Here is a 15342-nt window from a genome sequence, read left to right on the forward strand (position 1 = left end):
TTTCCGCGCTTTTCCCGGTGCCGACACGCACTCCTGCGCGGCCCCCGGTGTTCACGGCGCCAGCGCGTCGAGGGCGAGGTTGAGTCTGAGGACGTGCACCCGCGCTTCGCCGAAGACGCCGAGGTCGCGGCCCTCCGTATTCGCGGCAACGAGTTGCCGCACGGCCTTCGTCTCGAGATGGCGGGCGCGCGCAACGCGCTCCGCCTGGTAATCGGCGGCGGCCGGGCTGATGTGCGGATCGAGACCGCTGGCCGAAGCCGTGACCAGATCTATCGGTATGGGTCGCTGGTTCCCTGGGTCGGCGGCGTGCAGCGCTTCGACCCGACCCTTGACGGCATCGGCGAGGGCCGGGTTCAAGGGTCCCTGGTTCGAGCCCGAGGATGCGGCAGCGTTATAGGGTTGGGGTGCTGTTGCGGAAGGGCGGCCCCAGAAGTACTTCGGATCGCTGAAGTTCTGGCCGATCAGTGCAGAGCCGATCGGTTGGCCGTCCTTGATGATCAGGCTGCCGCCCGCGGCAGCAGGAAAGGCGATCCGGGCCACGCCGGTGACCAGGAACGGATACAGGACGCCGGTAACGAGCGACAGCAACACGAACAGAGAAATGGCGGGACGCAGCAGCGTTTTCATTGATACCTCCTCAGGCAAGACCGGCGGCGGCCAGCGCCATGTCGATCAGTTTGATACCGATAAAGGGGGCGACCAGACCACCGAGGCCGTAGATCGCCAGGTTGCGACGCAGCAGGCTGGCGGCACCGACGGCGTGGTAGCGTATCCCCTTCAAGGCCAGGGGAATCAATGCGATGATGATAAGGGCATTGAATATGACCGCCGAGAGAATCGCCGAGGCTGGGCTGGCCAGTCCCATCACGTTGAGTGCCGAGAGCGCCGGGTAGGTGCTGACGAAGGCGGCCGGAACGATCGCGAAATACTTGGCGACGTCGTTGGCGACGCTGAAGGTGGTCAGCGCGCCGCGGGTCATCAGCATCTGCTTGCCGGTCTCGACGACTTCGATCAGCTTGGTCGGATTCGAGTCGAGGTCGACCATGTTGCCGGCTTCCTTGGCGGCCTGCGTGCCGGTGTTCATGGCCACGGCGACGTCGGCCTGGGCCAGTGCCGGGGCGTCATTGGTGCCGTCGCCGGTCATCGCCACCAGGCGGCCCTCGGCCTGGTACTGGCGGATCAGCGCCAGCTTGGCCTCCGGCGTCGCCTCGGCAAGAAAATCATCGACGCCCGCCTCGGCGGCGATCGCCGCCGCGGTCAGACGGTTGTCGCCGGTGATCATCACCGTCTTGATTCCCATCTGCCGCAGTTCGCCGAAGCGTTCCTTGATACCGCCCTTGACGACGTCCTTCAATTCGACGACGCCGAGCACGCGCGTGCCGTCGGCAACGACCAGCGGCGTGCTGCCGCGTCGCGCCGCCGCCTCGACCGCTGTCAGCACCGACGCTGGCATGGCGCCGCCGATGGCCTCGACATGCTGGCGGATGGCGTCGGTCGCCCCCTTGCGAATCTGCCGGCCATGCACATCGACGCCGCTCATCCGGGTCTGCGCCGAGAAATGCACGAACTGCGCTGCGAGCGCGTGCACGTCGCGCTCGCGCAGGTTGAAGCGCTGCTTGGCGAGGACGACGATGCTGCGTCCTTCAGGCGTTTCGTCGGCGAGCGATGCCAGTTGCGCGGCGTCGGCGAGTTCGGCCTCGCTGACGCCCTCGGCGGGCAGAAAGGCGGCGGCCTGACGATTGCCGAGCGTGATCGTGCCGGTCTTGTCGAGCAGCAGCACGTCCACGTCACCGGCGGCTTCGACCGCGCGGCCTGAGGTGGCAATCACGTTGGCCTGCATCATGCGACTCATGCCGGCGACGCCGACAGCGGAAAGCAGTCCGGCAATGGTCGTCGGAATCAGACACACCAGCAGCGCGATGAGAACGGTGATGCTGACCGGCGAGCCCGACCCGGCCACCGTCACGCTGAACTGGGAGAACGGCAGCAGCGTCGCGGTGACGCCGAGGAAGACGACAGTCAACGCCGCCAGCAGGATCGTCAACGCGATTTCGTTCGGCGTCTTCTGCCGCTTCGCCGTCTCGACCATGGTGATCATGCGGTCGACGAAAGTCTCGCCGGGATTGACGGTGACACGCACCACCAGCCAGTCGGAGAGCACGCGCGTGCCGCCGGTCACCGCCGAGAAGTCGCCGCCCGATTCGCGGATCACCGGCGCCGATTCGCCGGTGATCGCCGATTCGTCGACAGAAGCAACGCCTTCGATCACCTCGCCGTCGGCGGGGATGGTTTCGCCGACACTGACCAGCACGACGTTGCCGACGCGCAACTCGTCAGCGGCGACAGTTTGCCATTCGGCGTCCGCGCGCGGCGCCTGCAGCCGCTTTGCCCAGGTTTCCTTCTTCAGACCGCGCAAGGACGCCGCCTGAGCCTTGCTGCGCCCTTCGGCCAGGGCCTCGGCGAAGTTCGCGAAGAGCACGGTAAACCACAGCCACATCGCGACGCCGAGGATGAACGCGGTCGACTCCTGACCCGGACCGCTCAGGGCTGGGACCGCCGCCAGTGTCGTCAGGATCGAGCCGATGAAGACGACGAACATCACCGGATTGCGCCACTGCACGCGTGGGTCCAGCTTGCGAAACGAGTCGCCGATGGCCGGCTTGAGCAACGCCGGGTCGAACAGGGAAAACGTCTTGCGTGTCATGAAATTCTCCAGCGAATCAATGGGCGGACCACAGCACCAGATGCTCGATCAGCGGGCCGAGCGCCAGCGCCGGCACATAGTTGAGCAGACCAACCAGCAACACCACACCGATCAGCAGCGTCACGAACAGCGGGCCGTGCGTCGGCAGCGTCCCGGCGGTCACGAAGATCCGCTTCTTGGCGGCCAGCGACCCGGCCATCGCCAGCACCGGCACGATCACGGCGAAACGGCCGAACCACATCGCCGTCGCCAGTAGTCCATTGTAGAAAGGCGTGTTGACCGACAGCCCGGCGAAGGCGCTGCCGTTGTTGTTGGCGGCCGACGACAAGGCGTAGAGGATTTCGGCAAAGCCGTGTGCACCCGGGTTGGCGATACCGGCGCGGCCGGCCTCGGTCATCACGGCAATGGCGGTGCCGACGAGGACCAGCAAGGGCGTGGCGAGGATGGCGATGGACGTCATCTTCATCTCGTGCGACTCGATCTTCTTGCCGAGGTATTCCGGCGTCCGTCCGATCATCAGGCCGGCGATGAATACCGCCAGCACGGCGAAGATCAGCATGCCGTAGAGGCCGGAACCGACACCGCCGAATACCACTTCGCCGAGTTGTATCATCACCAGTGGCACGGCGCCGCCGAGCGGCGTGAACGAGTCGTGCATCGAATTGACCGCACCGCAGGAGGCTGCCGTCGTGATCGTCGCGAAAAGCGCCGAATCGGCGATGCCGAAGCGCGTCTCCTTACCTTCCATGTTGCCGTCGGTCAATGCCGTGGTGCTCACGCTCGTCGTCTCGCCGACCCCGACTTGCGCGAGCAGCGGATTGCCCTCTTGCTCGAAGCCGATGGCAGCGATCGCGAAGGTGACGAAGAGGAGCGCCATCGCGGCAAGCAACGTCCAGCCCTGGCGTTCGTCGCCGACGATGCAGCCGAAGGCAATGCACAGCGCGCCGGGAATCAGGAAAATAGACAACATCTGCAGGAAGTTCACCAGCGGCGTCGGATTTTCAAAGGGATGAGACGAGTTGGCGTTGAAGAAGCCACCACCGTTGGTGCCGAGCATCTTGATCGCCTCCTGCGAGGCAACCGGACCCATCGGCAAGGTCTGCGTGGGTGTCGTGGCGGGCTCGGTGACGGCGTTGCCCTTGTCGTCTTTGAGCGGCTGGCCGTCGGTGTCGAGCCTGGGATTGTCGTATTTGGTGACCTCCAGCGTCGTCAACTCCTGGTAGGCGTCGAGGTTCTGGATCACGCCCTGGCTGGCCAGAAACAGCGCGAAAACCAGCGACAGCGGCAGCAGAATCCAGGTCGTGGCGCGAAACAGGTCCGCCCAGGCATTGCCGATGCCAGCATTCGAATGCCGCGCAAAGCCGCGAATCAGCGCAATGGCGACGGCGATGCCGGTGGCGGCGGAAAGGAAGTTCTGCACCGTCAGGCCCAGCATCTGGACCAGGTAGCCCATCGTCGATTCGCCGCCATAGCCCTGCCAGTTGGTGTTGGTGACGAAGCTCACCGCCGTATTGAAGGCCGAATCGGGGCTGACATTGACCATGCCCTGCGGATTCAATGGCAGCCAGAGTTGCAGGCGCTGCAGGGAATAGACAGCGAGGAGGCCGAGGGCGTTGAACAAGAGCAGGGCCAACGCGTATTTCAGCCAGCCCATGTCTTCATCGCGCTGAAAGCCGCACGCCCGGAACACCGCTACTTCGAAGCGGCTGACCAGGGTCGCGTGATTCTCCATCATCATCACCCTGGCGATATAGATTCCCAGCGGCCGGACCAGGAGCAGCAATGCGGCCATGAAAAGACCGAGCAACAACCAGGCATGGTTGTTCATGAAAAGTCCTCCGGAAAAAGCAGGGCCGCGATCAGGTAGACCAGCAGGCCAGCAGCGGCGAGGCCAGCGAGAATGGTGAGCAGGCTCATGCGCGGCCTCCTGTCAACCGCGCGCAGCCCTTGGCGAATGCCACGACAAGGCCGAACAGGGCGGCCAGCGCGGCAAGATAGACGACGTCCATTGCGTTCCTTCAATCAGGGGTTGTGACAAGAGGAATGATAGGCAGCGGCATGTCAAGACAGTCGAAAAGGCAGGGTGTCGTCTGTAAAGAAGCGATAAAGATCGCGCGCTGAGGACCATCGCCCGACCTCGACCCGTGCCCGGCCACCTGCATCCACGCCTGGACTTCGAGCGTATTCGGGAAGGGGCAGGGGCGCGCGGTGTGCGCCTGCCGCAAACCCAACCACTGGAGGTATCCCATGACCCATACTGTTCCTTCGCGACTGCTGCCGCTCGTCCTGGCGGCTACACTGGCGGGCGCCGCACACGGCGCGACCATCCTGCAACCCGACGAGGCGGCGAGCGAGGATGTCTTTGTCTATGAATTCGGTGTTCCCGGCGCTTTCCGTATTGCTACCGCCGCGCGCGTCACCAATCTCGACAGCCAGACGCTCGGTGCGCTGGTGCCGGCACCTGCCGTTGCCTTCGGCAATTTTCTCGGCAGCAGCAATACCGAGCCGCTGATCGGTGCCCTGGGCGAGACGCGCGCACACGACACGCGCTCGCTCTTGCGCTTCGATCTCGGCTCGCTGGCCTTTACGCCCGGCCAGGTCGGCAAAGCGACGATCAACCTCTTTGCCTTGCCCGGCCTGCCGCCTTTCGACAATCCAACGGCGGCCCAGCCGGTCACCACCGAGTTGCACCGCGTCACCGAGGCGTGGAGCGAGACGACGGTGACCTGGGAGACGCAGCCGGCGGTGGCCGGACCGTTCACGTCGGCGATGCAGGACGGCGTGAACCAGTGGGTGTCGTTCGACGTTACCGCGCTGGTCAGGGACTGGCTCTCCGACCCAGGCACGAACTTCGGCATCGAACTGCTGCAGCCCGACATCATCACCGCGGCCTCGGGTCGGCCGATTGCCTCGCTGTACGCGTCTTCGGCAGCAGCGGACGCGGCGTTGCGTCCGTTCCTCGAAATCACGGCAGTGCCGGAACCGTCGACCCCGGCGCTTCTGTTGGGTAGCCTCGGTCTGGTCGGCTGGGTTTCACGGCGGCGGCCAGCGGCCTGAGGCGGCGTGGCCCGGCGACGCTGCCGGGCTATGGGGCAGGCTGTGGCGCAGTCGGTGGCGCAGTCCGGGAGGCTTTCGGCCGGCCGGGGGCCTGACCGCCGATCTTGGCGCGGGGGGTCGGCGGAAGCGCCAGCCAAGTCTGGCGCCGATCTGCCGCGCCTACTTGGCTGCGCGCGTCCCCGTCAACGCCGTGAAAACGCCGAGGCCGATGAACGCGCCTCCTCCCAGCCAACGACCGCCACGGCGCAGGCCACGCGCACGAGCCAGCGCGGGCGCGACCGTACCCGCCGCCAACGCGTAGGCGCTGTCGGTGACCGCTGCGATGGCGACGAAGAGCACGCCGAGTGCCATGCCCTGCAGCGCGGGTGCTCCGTCCGGGCTAAGGAACTGCGGCAGGAAGGCGGCAAAAAAGATGGCCGTCTTGGGGTTGAGCAGAGCGACGACGAAGCCGTCGCGGAAAATGCGGCCAAGTGACGCGGCTGGCGGCACGGGGGCCGACAGTTCGGCCGGCGGCAGGCGCAGCATCTGCACGCCGAGATAGACGAGGTAGAGGGCGCCGGCGTACTTGACAACCGCGAAGGCGAGCGAGGAAACCGCGAACAAGGCCGCAAGACCGGTTGACGCGGCCAGGGCGTTGCCCAGATTGCCGAGAGCGACGCCGGCAACGGATGTCAGCCCGGAACGACGGCCCTGGACGAGACTGCGGGTGACGATGTAGAGCACGCCCGGGCCAGGCGTCACCGCCAGCACCAGGCTCGCCAGCAGGAAGGCGGAGAAGAGCGGCCACGGCGGGAGGAGGGTGCTCAGGGTAACGCCGCCAGGCTCCGTCACGTCAATGCCTGGCGTCTGCGCCGGCAGCAGCCGACCGGCGGCGATCGCGGCCGCTACGGTGATCGATGTTGCCGGTATGCGGGGTGAGGCCGCGCAGGAGCGCATTCGAGTGCCGCCGTTCATCGTCGCGCCGGTCCGCAAAGTGGGCGTAGCGGCATTGACAGCTCGCCACGGCGCAATTGGCGAGCGGCAGCGGCGGCGCCGCCGGCACCAGGAAGCGCCGGCCGGCAAGACTCCTGACGCCAGGGCAGGCCTCCTGGCCGGGTCGTATGGCCACGCAGCGATAGGGCTGTGGCGTCGTCGGGCCTGCGGTTGACAGCGTGCGCGTCTTGTCTCGCCGGCGCACCCACCACAGGCAGCCGACGAAGACAAGCAGAGCAGCGATCAAGAACGGTGAGATAGACATTGCCTGATCCTCCGCGAAAGTGACCGACCGGGCGAGCGCCCGGCTAGGGCGGCAGCCTGATTGCGGAGCGCGGCGGCGGGCTCCGCCGCGCTCCGCAAATTCACAATACACCATCGGCCAGGAGCCTTCAAGAAAGCGCCGCCAGCCTGGCCGGTGGGTCGATAGCCGCCGACGCCGGCCGCAGCGACGCCTCGTCGCCGGCTGCCGGCCGATACAGATCGACGAGCCGGCGCTCGTCGACTTGCGCTACCGGCAGGTCGAAGGCGATGCGTCCGAGTCGCAGGCCGATCACCCGGTCGGCCAGCAGCGGCAGCAGCGAGGGGTTGTGCACGACGCTGATCAGCGTCGCCTCGGCGGCCGCGGCGACCAGCAGTCGGCAGACCTCGGCTGCCGCCGCGGGGTCGAGCGCCGCCGTCGGCTCGTCGGCGAGGATCAGGCGCGGGCGCTGCAGCAACAGGCGGGCGATCGCCACCTTCTGCCGCTCGCCGCCGGACAGCCTGTCGGCGCGCGTGTCGGCGCGCGCCAGCAGGCCGACCGAATGCAGTGCTCCCGCCGCCCGGGTGAGCTCGTCGGCCGGGAAGCAGCGCAGCCAGCTACGCCAGCCACTGACGCGTCCGAGGCTGCCGATGAGCACGTTTTCCCGCGCCGACAAGCGTCCGACGAGATGCAGCCCCTGCATCACCTGGCCGACCTCGACGCGCAGTGCGCGCAGTTCGCGTGGTGGCAAGGGGCTGTCCATGCGCCGACCGAGCACTTCGAGCGCACCGCTCGCCGGCGGCAGGAAGCCGCTCAGGAGACGCAGCAGCGTGGACTTGCCCGCGCCGTTGGCGCCGATGATGGCCAGGCGCTCGCCGTGCACGACGGTAAGTCGATCGATGGCCAGCAGCGTCCTGCCCTGCGCCTGGCAGAGCAGCGAGTCGAGGGTGAGGCAGGGGCTCACAGCAACGCTTCCCGGATCCGCCGGCTGGCCGCATCGAAGCCGGCGACCAGGACGACGATGACGATCAGCACCGTTGCCAGGCGACCCCACTGGAAGAGCGACGTCGCCTCGCTGATCAGCAGGCCAAGGCCGCCGGCGCCGATGATGCCGAGGATCGTCGAGTCGCGGATGTTGAATTCCCAGACGTACAGGTGGCTGGAGACGAACTGCGGCAGTACCGAGGGCCAGACGGCGTTGAAGAACACCTGCACCGGCCCGGCGCCGACGCTGCGCACGGCGTCGATGGCGGCCATGTCGAGCGACTCGATGGCCTCGGCAAAGAGCTTCCCGTAGGTGCCCATCGAGTGCAGCGCGATCGCCAGGATGCCGGCGGTCGGCCCGAGGCCGACGATGCCGACCAGCACCAGCCCGAAGACCAAGGTGTGGATCGAGCGCGCCACGTCGAGGATCGTCTTGGCCGGCCAGGCGAGGGCGCGTGGCGCCGCGAGGTTGCGCGCGGTCAGTACCGACAGCGGCAAGGCCAGCAGGGCGCCGAGCAGCGAGCCCAGGGTGGCGATGCGCACCGTCGTCCACGTCGCCCGGCCGAGCCCGGCGAGGTAGGCGAGTTCGACTTCCTGCCGGTTCTCGACGCGCAGCAGGGTGCCGTCGTCGCTGCGGTATTCGAGATGTGGGTTGCCGAACCAGGCATCGAGAAAGCTCGGCCGGGCAAACTCGCCGGCGGTCTTGACGAGGTTGGCCAGCGGCTGGCGCCCGAGCGTCAGTTCGCCTTCGCTCGCCAGTGAGGCGAGGCAGGCGAGCACGAGCAGCGCATACGCCAGCGCCAGCGCGAGAAAGCCGATGCGGCCGGCGAAGCGATCGAGGAAACGACTTTCGAGCGTGCGCACCGTGATCACTTCGCTTGCAGGCTGCCGGTGGCCAGCCCGGCATCGCGAATCGGCTTGTAGAAGGCGTTGTCGCGGCTCACGAAACCGGTGTAGTGGGGTGGCAGCAGGTTGGGCCGGCTCTTCAATACTTCGCCGACGTCGCTCAGTGCCGCCTGCAGGCGAGCCACGAAGGTCTTGTCGGCGGCCAGCGCCTTGCTGACGGCGACGGCGTCGTTCGGCAGCGGCGCCGACTGCCAGATGATCTTCGACTGATCGGCCTTGATCAGACCCTGCTCGATCATCGCATTGCGGTTGCGGTTGTAGTCGGCGCCGGCATCCAGCACACCCTGCGCCACCTGCGTCTCGATCGCCTGGTGCTTGGTATGCAGGACCTTGCTGAAGTAGGTCTGCGGGTCGATTCCCTGGCTCATGAAATAGTGCAGCGGGATCAGGTAGCCGGAGGTCGAGCCCTTGTCGCCGAACGCGAAAGTCCGGCCCTTGAGGTCGGCCAGCTTGCTGATGCCGGACTTCGGGTGGGTGACGATGATCGCAAAGTACTCGGGTTTGCCGTCGTAGAGAATCGTCGCCACCACCTGAGCACCGGCCTGGTGATTGGCCAGCACGTAGCCCCAGGGCCCCATCAGGGCGACGTCGGTCTCGCCGTTGGCGAGCGACTTGGCAAGCCCTTCCCAGCTATCGACGGTGCGCAGTTCGACCGGCCGGTCGAGCCGTGCCGACAGATAATCCGCGAGCGGCCGGTAGGTGGCGTCGTTCTTGTCCTTGTCCGGCTGGAAGAGGCCGACCGCAAACTTGAGCGGCGGCTCGGCGGCGAAGGTAGCGAAGGTGGCGGCGGCGAGCACGGCGGTGGCAAGGAAGAGGAAAAAGCGCTTGAGTCGGTTCATCAGGGTTCCTGTAGGGAGTTGGGACGTGCTGGTTCGCTTTCTGTCCGTGGTCTGCCTGGGCAAGATCCGGTGGCAGGCACGCCGCCCGGACGGGCGCTCGCGGTGTCGGCGAGGGCAGCGCCGATACGCGGCACGAACGGTAGCAGATTGGCGTGCCTGGTGTTGAGTCGAAAAAGCGGCCGGAACCTTTCAGTCACTATGCCAGGAATGTCGTCGAGCCTCGCCGTGCCCATGCACTTCGATCTCGTCATCGCCGCGGACCATCCGAGCCGCCGCGCGGACTTTTCCCTGTGCGATGCCGCCGGCTTGGACGCCGATCAAACTGGCGCCGGACGAAGCGCTGCGCGTGCTCTTCGTCTTTGCCGAGGCGCGCGGCTCGCACCCTCGCGAAAGGGCGCAGCCCGGACCTCAATCCGCGCCAACCCCGTCTGCAGCGGATCGGCGAACTGAGCAGCGCGCAGCACGCGCACTTCGTCGGGCGCACTTGGGAACTGGTCGGGCTGGGAGCGGAATTCATCGGCTCCCGCCGGGGGGCGGAGGTGAAGCCGGTGGCGGTCGTCAGCGGGCTCGGCGGCATGGGCAAGACCGCGCTCACCGCCGAAGCGCTGGCGCTGTGGGAGTCGCGCTTCGAGTGGGTGCTGCTCTATCAGGCCAAGCCGAACCGGCTCGAGTTCGCGGCGCCGGATGCGGAGTTCCTCGTCCGCGCCTCGATCAGCGCGCACGACATCGCCCGGCAGGCCCACGTTGCCCAGGAGGGCTGGTCCGCCGCGCTGTTCGCCGAGCAAGGCGACTTCGCGCAGGCGATCACCCAGGAGCGCCGGGCCCTCGCGCTTCGCGAGCAGTTGCCCGGTCCCGGCGACCGTCCCGCGCTTCGCCGACCTGCTCGCCGACCCCGCCTTCGCTCCGCTGGCGCAGTGGCTCAGCCAGCGCCAGGTAGATCGGGATTATCTGCCAGCCGCCGTGGACGACTTCCTCGACCAGGCCCGGCAGGCCGCCCTCGCCAACCCGTAAACCGAAGTTCCGCTCTCTTGCAGAACATACCGAGGTAGGTATACTTTGCTGATGAACGTTCCTCCTCGAATCCAGCGTCCGTTGCACTGGGTCGGCTCGGCCAAGCGCAATCTGCTGGATTTCCCCGAGGACGTGGTCGATGAGTTCGGTTACGCGCTCGGGGTGGTGCAAATGGGGGGGCAACCGCCAACGGCAAAACCCTGGAAGGGAGAAGGAAGCGGCGTCTTCGAATTGGTGACGGATTTTCGTGGCGACACCTATCGGGCCGCCTACACGGTGCGATTCGCCAAAGCGGTCTATGTTCTTCACTGCTTCCAGAAGAAATCGCCGTCAGGCATCCGCACCGCCAAGGCCGACATCGACCTCATTCATCAACGATTGAAGACAGCGCGCAACGACTACGAGGTGCGATATGGCAAGGAAGACTGAAACGGTGGAAGTCGGTACGGGCAACGTGTTCCAGGACCTGGGACTGGCCGACGCGGGAGAACGGCAACTTCGTGTTCAGCTCGCCATGCGCCTCAACGACCTTACCAAGGATCGGAAGCTGACCCAGACCATGGTGGCCGAAATCTTCGGTATCCCCCAGCCCCATGTATCCGAACTGCGCAACTTCAAGCTGAGTCGTTTTTCGTCGGAGCGCCTGCTGCACTTCATTACCCTACTCGACAAGGACGTGGAAATCGTCATTCGACCCAAGGCGGCAAATCACACGACAGGCCTGGTTTCAGTGCTGGTGGCTGCCTGAATGGCGGGAAACATCTACCTGCCCATGATCAGCCCCCATGCAGCGGCGTCAGTCTCGGTCTTTGCGCGTTGGCGCTGCGCGGAGAGGATCCGCGACACCAGCAGCCGGCTGCACGAGGTTCCGCCGGGGCGAACCGGCTGAGATTGGAGATTGACACCGGCCATGCCCACGCACTTCGATCTCCTCATCGCTGCGGACCATCCGAGCCACCGCGCCAAGCAGGCGGCAGCGGATGACGCCGGCGGTCGCCGGCGACGCGCACTTCTGGCAACTCGGAAAATAGGAAAGCCCTGGGCACGCTGGTCGCCGCTCGGCGTGCCGGGGGTTGAGCCGAAGCAGCGGCCGGCGCCTGTCAGTCGTGGGCGGTGCCGCTGCCGCCGGTCAGGAAACGCAGCGTGCTTGCCGGCAGCTCGGCGCCGAGACCGAACAGGTCGGCATTCGAGAGATGGGCGCCTCCCTGGCGGCGCGAGTCCGCCCAGATCCAGGGCCGCCACCACAGGCTCCTGATGAACTGGCTGGCCCCTTCGCGAATGAGGACGCCATCCATCGTCATGTCCTGCGAAACGTCGGCGGCGACTCCCGACAGGGTCAGCAGCGCCTTGCGAAAAAGGCTGACTTCTTCGGGAAAGCGGACCGCCGACGTCGCAGCCAGCGCGTCGAGCAGCGAGGTCATCCACTCGAAGCCGGGGAAAGTGCCGCGGCGCACCTCCCCGATCGCCTGTCTGACGGCGACCTGAACCTGGGCGTCGTCGACCGACTCGCCGAGCGCGGCGATCGCCGCGCAGACGCGCCTGTCGTTCAGCGTCAGGGCGCCGAGAACGAGTTGCACGACCGCCTCGCACTGGCGTTTGGCGAGTTTCGTCGTCAGCGCCCAGTCGAGGATGGCCAGTCGTCCATCCGGCGTCGCCAGCAGGTTGCCGGCGTGCGGGTCGGCATGGAAGACAGCCCCGGCCTCGCCGCTGCTCCAGAAGGGTTGGGCCAGCAAGGCCCGGATCAGTCGTTCGGCCCGCTGTCGCATCTCCCTCGCCGGCAGGTCCTGGGACGTCACCTTGCAGCCATCGACCCTTTGCATGGCCGTGACGGTCGGCGTGGAAAACGGGAACACGCGGGGAATGACGATGTCCGGCGAGCCGGCATAGAACTCGGCTGCCTGGCGCAGATGGGCCTGCTCGCGGTCAAGGCGGGCTTCGTTGGCGAGCAGGTGGGCAACGCTCTCGAGGGTGTTGGCGTAGTCGAACACCGGCAGTCCGTGCGCAACACAGCGTTCTTCGAGGAAACTTCCGAGCGCCGGCCAGATGGCGAGTTCTTCGTCCAGCCGGTCCTGGACGCCCGGCCGCAGCACCTTGAAGACGCCCTGCTGCGGGGGGCTGTTCGCTGCCGGCCGCCAGACGAAGGGAACGACGACGGCGACGCTGGCCTCGGCAAGCGCCTTTCTCGCGATGTGCAGGCCCGCGACATGGCCCACCTCGCGTTCGAGCAGTGGGCGGACGGCCGCCAGCGAATCCGTCGGGACAAGCGTTTCGAGTTCCTGCAAGCGCCGGCGCAGGTCGCCGGCAAGGCGGCGGTCGTGGGCGACCACCTGTCCCAGCTTGTGCAGGGTGGGGCAGAAACGAAACAGGGCGAGCAGCCGCCGGGGACGGCTGGCGTTGATCGGCAGCGCCAGTTGGGCGGCGAAAATGTCTCGCTGGCGGACGGGCGAGAGGCGGTCGAGGAAGAACAGCAGCGCGTCGGCCAGCAGCGGACGAAAGCGTGCGTGCGTCGGCGGCAACAGCTCGCTGAGGCGCAGCAGGATGCCCAGCAGGCTGGAGTCGATATCGGGTGGCACGGTCATGGCATCGGAGGTCTGCCGCAAGGGCGCAAGAGGGGGCGAGGCGAAGGGCGAAGGGCGAAGCTGCAGAGAGGATCTGCGGCGGCCGGCAAAATCGTAGCAGACTTCCGTGCTGTTGGCGGTGCCGCCCGCAACCGGCGACTTCCGTGCTCGACGAGCGCTGCCGGTCAGGCCCGGCGCCGCAACCCCATGTGCGTCGAAATCATCCGCGGGATCTCCTGGTCGAGACCGCCATGGAGCTGGCATTCGAGCAGCAGATGCAGCATGCCGCTGGTGAACGCCCAGGTGTCGCGCGCGCTGTCGACCGGATCCAGGCCGGCGCGCAACATGCCCTGATCTGCCGCCCGCTGGTAGATACGTTCGATCTTCTCGAGAAATTCGCGCGCCGGGCGCGTGGCCTCTTCCTGGACGCTGGCGAATTCATCGACGTATTCGCAGCGCGAGATCATGATCTCGAACACCTCGCGCACCACTGCGCAGTCTTCGAGCACGCGAAAGAACTCCTTCAGCGAAGCCTCGATGGCATCGAGCGGGTTGGCGTAGGATTCCGAGAACAGGAACGCGTCGGTACGTTCGACCATCGGCCGGAACGCGTCTTCGCGCATGGCAAAAAACAGTTCCGCCTTGTCCTTGAAGTGCCAATAGACGGCACCGCGCGTGAGGCCCGCCGCCTGGGCGATTTTCTCGAGTGTCGAGCGACTCACCCCGCACTGATGAAACACCGTGCGCGCGGCGTCGATCAATTGCTTGCGGGTCTGTTCCGCGTCTTCCTTCGTTCTTCTGGCCATTGCCTCTCTCCCGGTCGGTCTCCATGTGCGGCGCTGGCAGGCATGGTAAGCGATCCTGCCATGTGTCCGCACTCCTTGACATACATACATGCACGTATGTATAGTCTAGCATCAGATTTCCGTGATGGAGCAGTTCCCATGTCGCGTCGCCCCCTGTTATTGCGCACCGCCGCCTTCCTGATCGTCGCCGCCGGTGCGCTGAGCGCCTGCTCGGACAGCCGGCCTGCCGCGCCGCCGGCCATGGCGCCGCTGCCGGTGACCGTGCTCGACGTTCAGCCACAGAAGGTGCCGACGTCGATCGAGGTCATGGCGCAGACCGAAGGCGCGCGCGAAACCGAGGTGCGCGCCCGGGTCGGCGGCATTCTCATGAAGCGGCTGTACCAGGAAGGCGAAACGGTCAAGGCTGGCCAGCCGCTCTTCCAGATCGATCGGGCGCCGTACGAGATCGCCCTCGCGGACGCCCGCGCCAGATCCGATCAGGCCGGACGTGAGATGAAGCGGCTGCATGGGCTGATCGAATCGAAAGCGATCAGCCAGAAAGAATACGACGACGCCACCTCGACCAACGCGATTGCCCAGGCCGCGCTGCGCCAGGCCGAACTGAACCTGGCGTGGACCACCGTCACCGCACCGGTCGCCGGTACCACCGGCCGTGCCGTGAAGTCCGAAGGCAACCTGATCAGCGCCGGTGGCGACGGCTTGCTGACCTCGATCTACCAGCTGAATCCGATCTGGGTCCGCTTCAGCCTCGGAGAAAGCGATCTCGCGCGGTTCGCCGGCGGTCGCATTTCCGAGCGCGAGGTCACCGGCGTCGAACTCCTGCTGGCTAATGGCTCGGTCTACACCGGGCAGGGGAAACTGAACTTCCTCGCCTCGACGATCGACACGACCCTCGGCACGCAGGCCCTGCGCGCCGAATTCGCCAACGCCGACAAGCAGTTGTTGCCCGGCCAGTTCGTCCGCGTCCGCCTGCTCACCGGCGAACGCGACGGCGTGTTCCTGGTGCCGCAGTCGGCGGTGCTGCAGAGCGAACAAGGTGCCCTGGTCATGCTGGCCGGTGCCGACAACAAGGTGGCGCCGCGGCCGGTGCAGACCGGCGAGTGGCGCGGCAGGGACTGGGTGATCCTCGGCGGCCTGCAGGCGGGCGACAAGGTGATTGTCGACAACCTGATGAAGCTGCGGCCGGGTGCGCCGGTGGCCCCGCACCCGGCCGCGCCGCCCGGCGCACCTGCGCCGACGCCGGCCAGGCAGGGTTGAGGAGCGG

The 15342-nt window shown here is 66.7% G+C and carries 16 protein-coding genes; 5 read left to right on the forward strand and 11 right to left on the reverse strand.

Annotation, left to right across the window (positions count from 1 at the left end; all coding sequences use genetic code 11):
• Positions 1–51 precede the first annotated feature (51 nt).
• Genes kdpC through kdpF form a run of 4 tightly spaced genes read right to left on the reverse strand, consistent with a single transcriptional unit; the run spans position 52 to position 4621 of the window.
• Positions 52–627 carry a potassium-transporting ATPase subunit KdpC gene (gene kdpC, locus CAP2UW1_RS08430; protein WP_015766212.1) on the reverse strand — a complete coding sequence of 192 codons (576 nt, stop codon included), beginning with the start codon at positions 625–627 and terminating at the stop codon, positions 52–54.
• 10 nt (positions 628–637) lie between these two features.
• Complete coding sequence (gene kdpB / locus CAP2UW1_RS08435; RefSeq protein ID WP_015766213.1) at positions 638–2704, reverse strand: potassium-transporting ATPase subunit KdpB; 2067 nt, start codon at positions 2702–2704, stop codon at positions 638–640.
• A gap of 16 nt (positions 2705–2720) precedes the next feature.
• Entirely contained in the window at positions 2721–4532 is a 1812-nt protein-coding gene (kdpA, locus tag CAP2UW1_RS08440) for a potassium-transporting ATPase subunit KdpA (protein ID WP_015766214.1), read from the reverse strand.
• Positions 4529–4621 carry a K(+)-transporting ATPase subunit F gene (gene kdpF, locus CAP2UW1_RS08445; protein WP_015766215.1) on the reverse strand — a complete coding sequence of 31 codons (93 nt, stop codon included), beginning with the start codon at positions 4619–4621 and terminating at the stop codon, positions 4529–4531. The genes kdpA and kdpF overlap by 4 nt, the downstream gene beginning before the upstream one ends.
• Positions 4622–4951: 330 nt before the next feature.
• On the opposite strand from kdpF, the gene CAP2UW1_RS26060 reads away from it, so the two are divergent.
• Positions 4952–5761 carry a DNRLRE domain-containing protein gene (locus CAP2UW1_RS26060; protein WP_015766217.1) on the forward strand — a complete coding sequence of 270 codons (810 nt, stop codon included), beginning with the start codon at positions 4952–4954 and terminating at the stop codon, positions 5759–5761.
• Between the two features lie 159 nt (positions 5762–5920).
• On the opposite strand, the gene CAP2UW1_RS08460 is transcribed toward CAP2UW1_RS26060, so the two are convergent.
• From CAP2UW1_RS08460 to CAP2UW1_RS08480, 5 genes are all read right to left on the reverse strand, one after another.
• On the reverse strand, positions 5921–6592 hold the full coding sequence (locus CAP2UW1_RS08460) for a LysE family translocator (RefSeq protein ID WP_015766218.1): 672 nt from the start codon (positions 6590–6592) through the stop codon (positions 5921–5923).
• A gap of 1 nt (position 6593) precedes the next feature.
• Entirely contained in the window at positions 6594–6998 is a 405-nt protein-coding gene (locus CAP2UW1_RS08465) for a hypothetical protein (protein ID WP_015766219.1), read from the reverse strand.
• A gap of 127 nt (positions 6999–7125) precedes the next feature.
• Complete coding sequence (locus CAP2UW1_RS08470) at positions 7126–7938, reverse strand: phosphonate ABC transporter ATP-binding protein (protein ID WP_015766220.1); 813 nt, start codon at positions 7936–7938, stop codon at positions 7126–7128.
• Complete coding sequence (gene phnE / locus CAP2UW1_RS08475) at positions 7935–8822, reverse strand: phosphonate ABC transporter, permease protein PhnE (RefSeq protein WP_291912977.1); 888 nt, start codon at positions 8820–8822, stop codon at positions 7935–7937. Before phnE ends, CAP2UW1_RS08470 begins: the two co-directional genes overlap by 4 nt.
• Positions 8823–8827: 5 nt before the next feature.
• Positions 8828–9703 carry a phosphate/phosphite/phosphonate ABC transporter substrate-binding protein gene (locus CAP2UW1_RS08480; RefSeq protein ID WP_015766222.1) on the reverse strand — a complete coding sequence of 292 codons (876 nt, stop codon included), beginning with the start codon at positions 9701–9703 and terminating at the stop codon, positions 8828–8830.
• A gap of 359 nt (positions 9704–10062) precedes the next feature.
• Here CAP2UW1_RS08480 and CAP2UW1_RS08485 point away from each other — a divergent pair, with 359 nt between their 5' ends.
• The 3 genes from CAP2UW1_RS08485 to CAP2UW1_RS08495 are packed head-to-tail and all read left to right on the forward strand — an operon-like array spanning position 10063 to position 11462.
• Entirely contained in the window at positions 10063–10752 is a 690-nt protein-coding gene (locus tag CAP2UW1_RS08485; RefSeq protein WP_041567776.1) for a P-loop NTPase family protein, read from the forward strand.
• Between the two features lie 13 nt (positions 10753–10765).
• Positions 10766–11143 carry a type II toxin-antitoxin system RelE/ParE family toxin gene (locus tag CAP2UW1_RS08490; RefSeq protein WP_015766224.1) on the forward strand — a complete coding sequence of 126 codons (378 nt, stop codon included), beginning with the start codon at positions 10766–10768 and terminating at the stop codon, positions 11141–11143.
• The gene (locus CAP2UW1_RS08495) at positions 11127–11462 is read left to right on the forward strand and encodes a helix-turn-helix domain-containing protein (protein ID WP_015766225.1); all 336 of its coding nucleotides are present in this window, start codon (positions 11127–11129) and stop codon (positions 11460–11462) included. Before CAP2UW1_RS08490 ends, CAP2UW1_RS08495 begins: the two co-directional genes overlap by 17 nt.
• Positions 11463–11814: 352 nt before the next feature.
• Here CAP2UW1_RS08495 and CAP2UW1_RS08500 read toward each other — a convergent pair whose 3' ends face one another.
• Both CAP2UW1_RS08500 and CAP2UW1_RS08505 read right to left on the reverse strand, forming a co-directional pair.
• Complete coding sequence (locus CAP2UW1_RS08500) at positions 11815–13293, reverse strand: AarF/UbiB family protein (protein ID WP_015766227.1); 1479 nt, start codon at positions 13291–13293, stop codon at positions 11815–11817.
• Between the two features lie 164 nt (positions 13294–13457).
• Positions 13458–14078, reverse strand: coding sequence for a TetR family transcriptional regulator (locus CAP2UW1_RS08505; RefSeq protein ID WP_015766228.1), 621 nt, complete (start codon positions 14076–14078; stop codon positions 13458–13460).
• A gap of 138 nt (positions 14079–14216) precedes the next feature.
• Here CAP2UW1_RS08505 and CAP2UW1_RS08510 point away from each other — a divergent pair, with 138 nt between their 5' ends.
• Positions 14217–15335, forward strand: a complete 1119-nt coding sequence (locus CAP2UW1_RS08510; protein WP_015766229.1) for an efflux RND transporter periplasmic adaptor subunit — start codon at positions 14217–14219, stop codon at positions 15333–15335.
• The last annotated feature ends 7 nt before the right edge of the window (positions 15336–15342 follow it).

This window comes from Candidatus Accumulibacter phosphatis (assembly GCF_000024165.1).
GTDB lineage: Bacteria > Pseudomonadota > Gammaproteobacteria > Burkholderiales > Rhodocyclaceae > Accumulibacter > Accumulibacter phosphatis.

Excerpts from the sequence above, each read along its gene's own strand:
- kdpC (WP_015766212.1), bottom strand. The coding sequence starts at position 627 with ATGAAAACGCTGCTGCGTCCCGCCATTTCTCTGTTCGTGTTGCTGTCG.
- kdpB (WP_015766213.1), bottom strand. The coding sequence starts at position 2,704 with ATGACACGCAAGACGTTTTCCCTGTTCGACCCGGCGTTGCTCAAGCCG.
- kdpA (WP_015766214.1), bottom strand. The coding sequence starts at position 4,532 with ATGAACAACCATGCCTGGTTGTTGCTCGGTCTTTTCATGGCCGCATTG.
- kdpF (WP_015766215.1), bottom strand. The coding sequence starts at position 4,621 with ATGAGCCTGCTCACCATTCTCGCTGGCCTCGCCGCTGCTGGCCTGCTG.
- CAP2UW1_RS26060 (WP_015766217.1), top strand. The coding sequence starts at position 4,952 with ATGACCCATACTGTTCCTTCGCGACTGCTGCCGCTCGTCCTGGCGGCT.
- CAP2UW1_RS08465 (WP_015766219.1), bottom strand. The coding sequence starts at position 6,998 with ATGTCTATCTCACCGTTCTTGATCGCTGCTCTGCTTGTCTTCGTCGGC.
- CAP2UW1_RS08480 (WP_015766222.1), bottom strand. The coding sequence starts at position 9,703 with ATGAACCGACTCAAGCGCTTTTTCCTCTTCCTTGCCACCGCCGTGCTC.
- CAP2UW1_RS08490 (WP_015766224.1), top strand. The coding sequence starts at position 10,766 with ATGAACGTTCCTCCTCGAATCCAGCGTCCGTTGCACTGGGTCGGCTCG.
- CAP2UW1_RS08495 (WP_015766225.1), top strand. The coding sequence starts at position 11,127 with ATGGCAAGGAAGACTGAAACGGTGGAAGTCGGTACGGGCAACGTGTTC.
- CAP2UW1_RS08500 (WP_015766227.1), bottom strand. The coding sequence starts at position 13,293 with ATGACCGTGCCACCCGATATCGACTCCAGCCTGCTGGGCATCCTGCTG.
- CAP2UW1_RS08505 (WP_015766228.1), bottom strand. The coding sequence starts at position 14,078 with ATGGCCAGAAGAACGAAGGAAGACGCGGAACAGACCCGCAAGCAATTG.
- CAP2UW1_RS08510 (WP_015766229.1), top strand. The coding sequence starts at position 14,217 with ATGTCGCGTCGCCCCCTGTTATTGCGCACCGCCGCCTTCCTGATCGTC.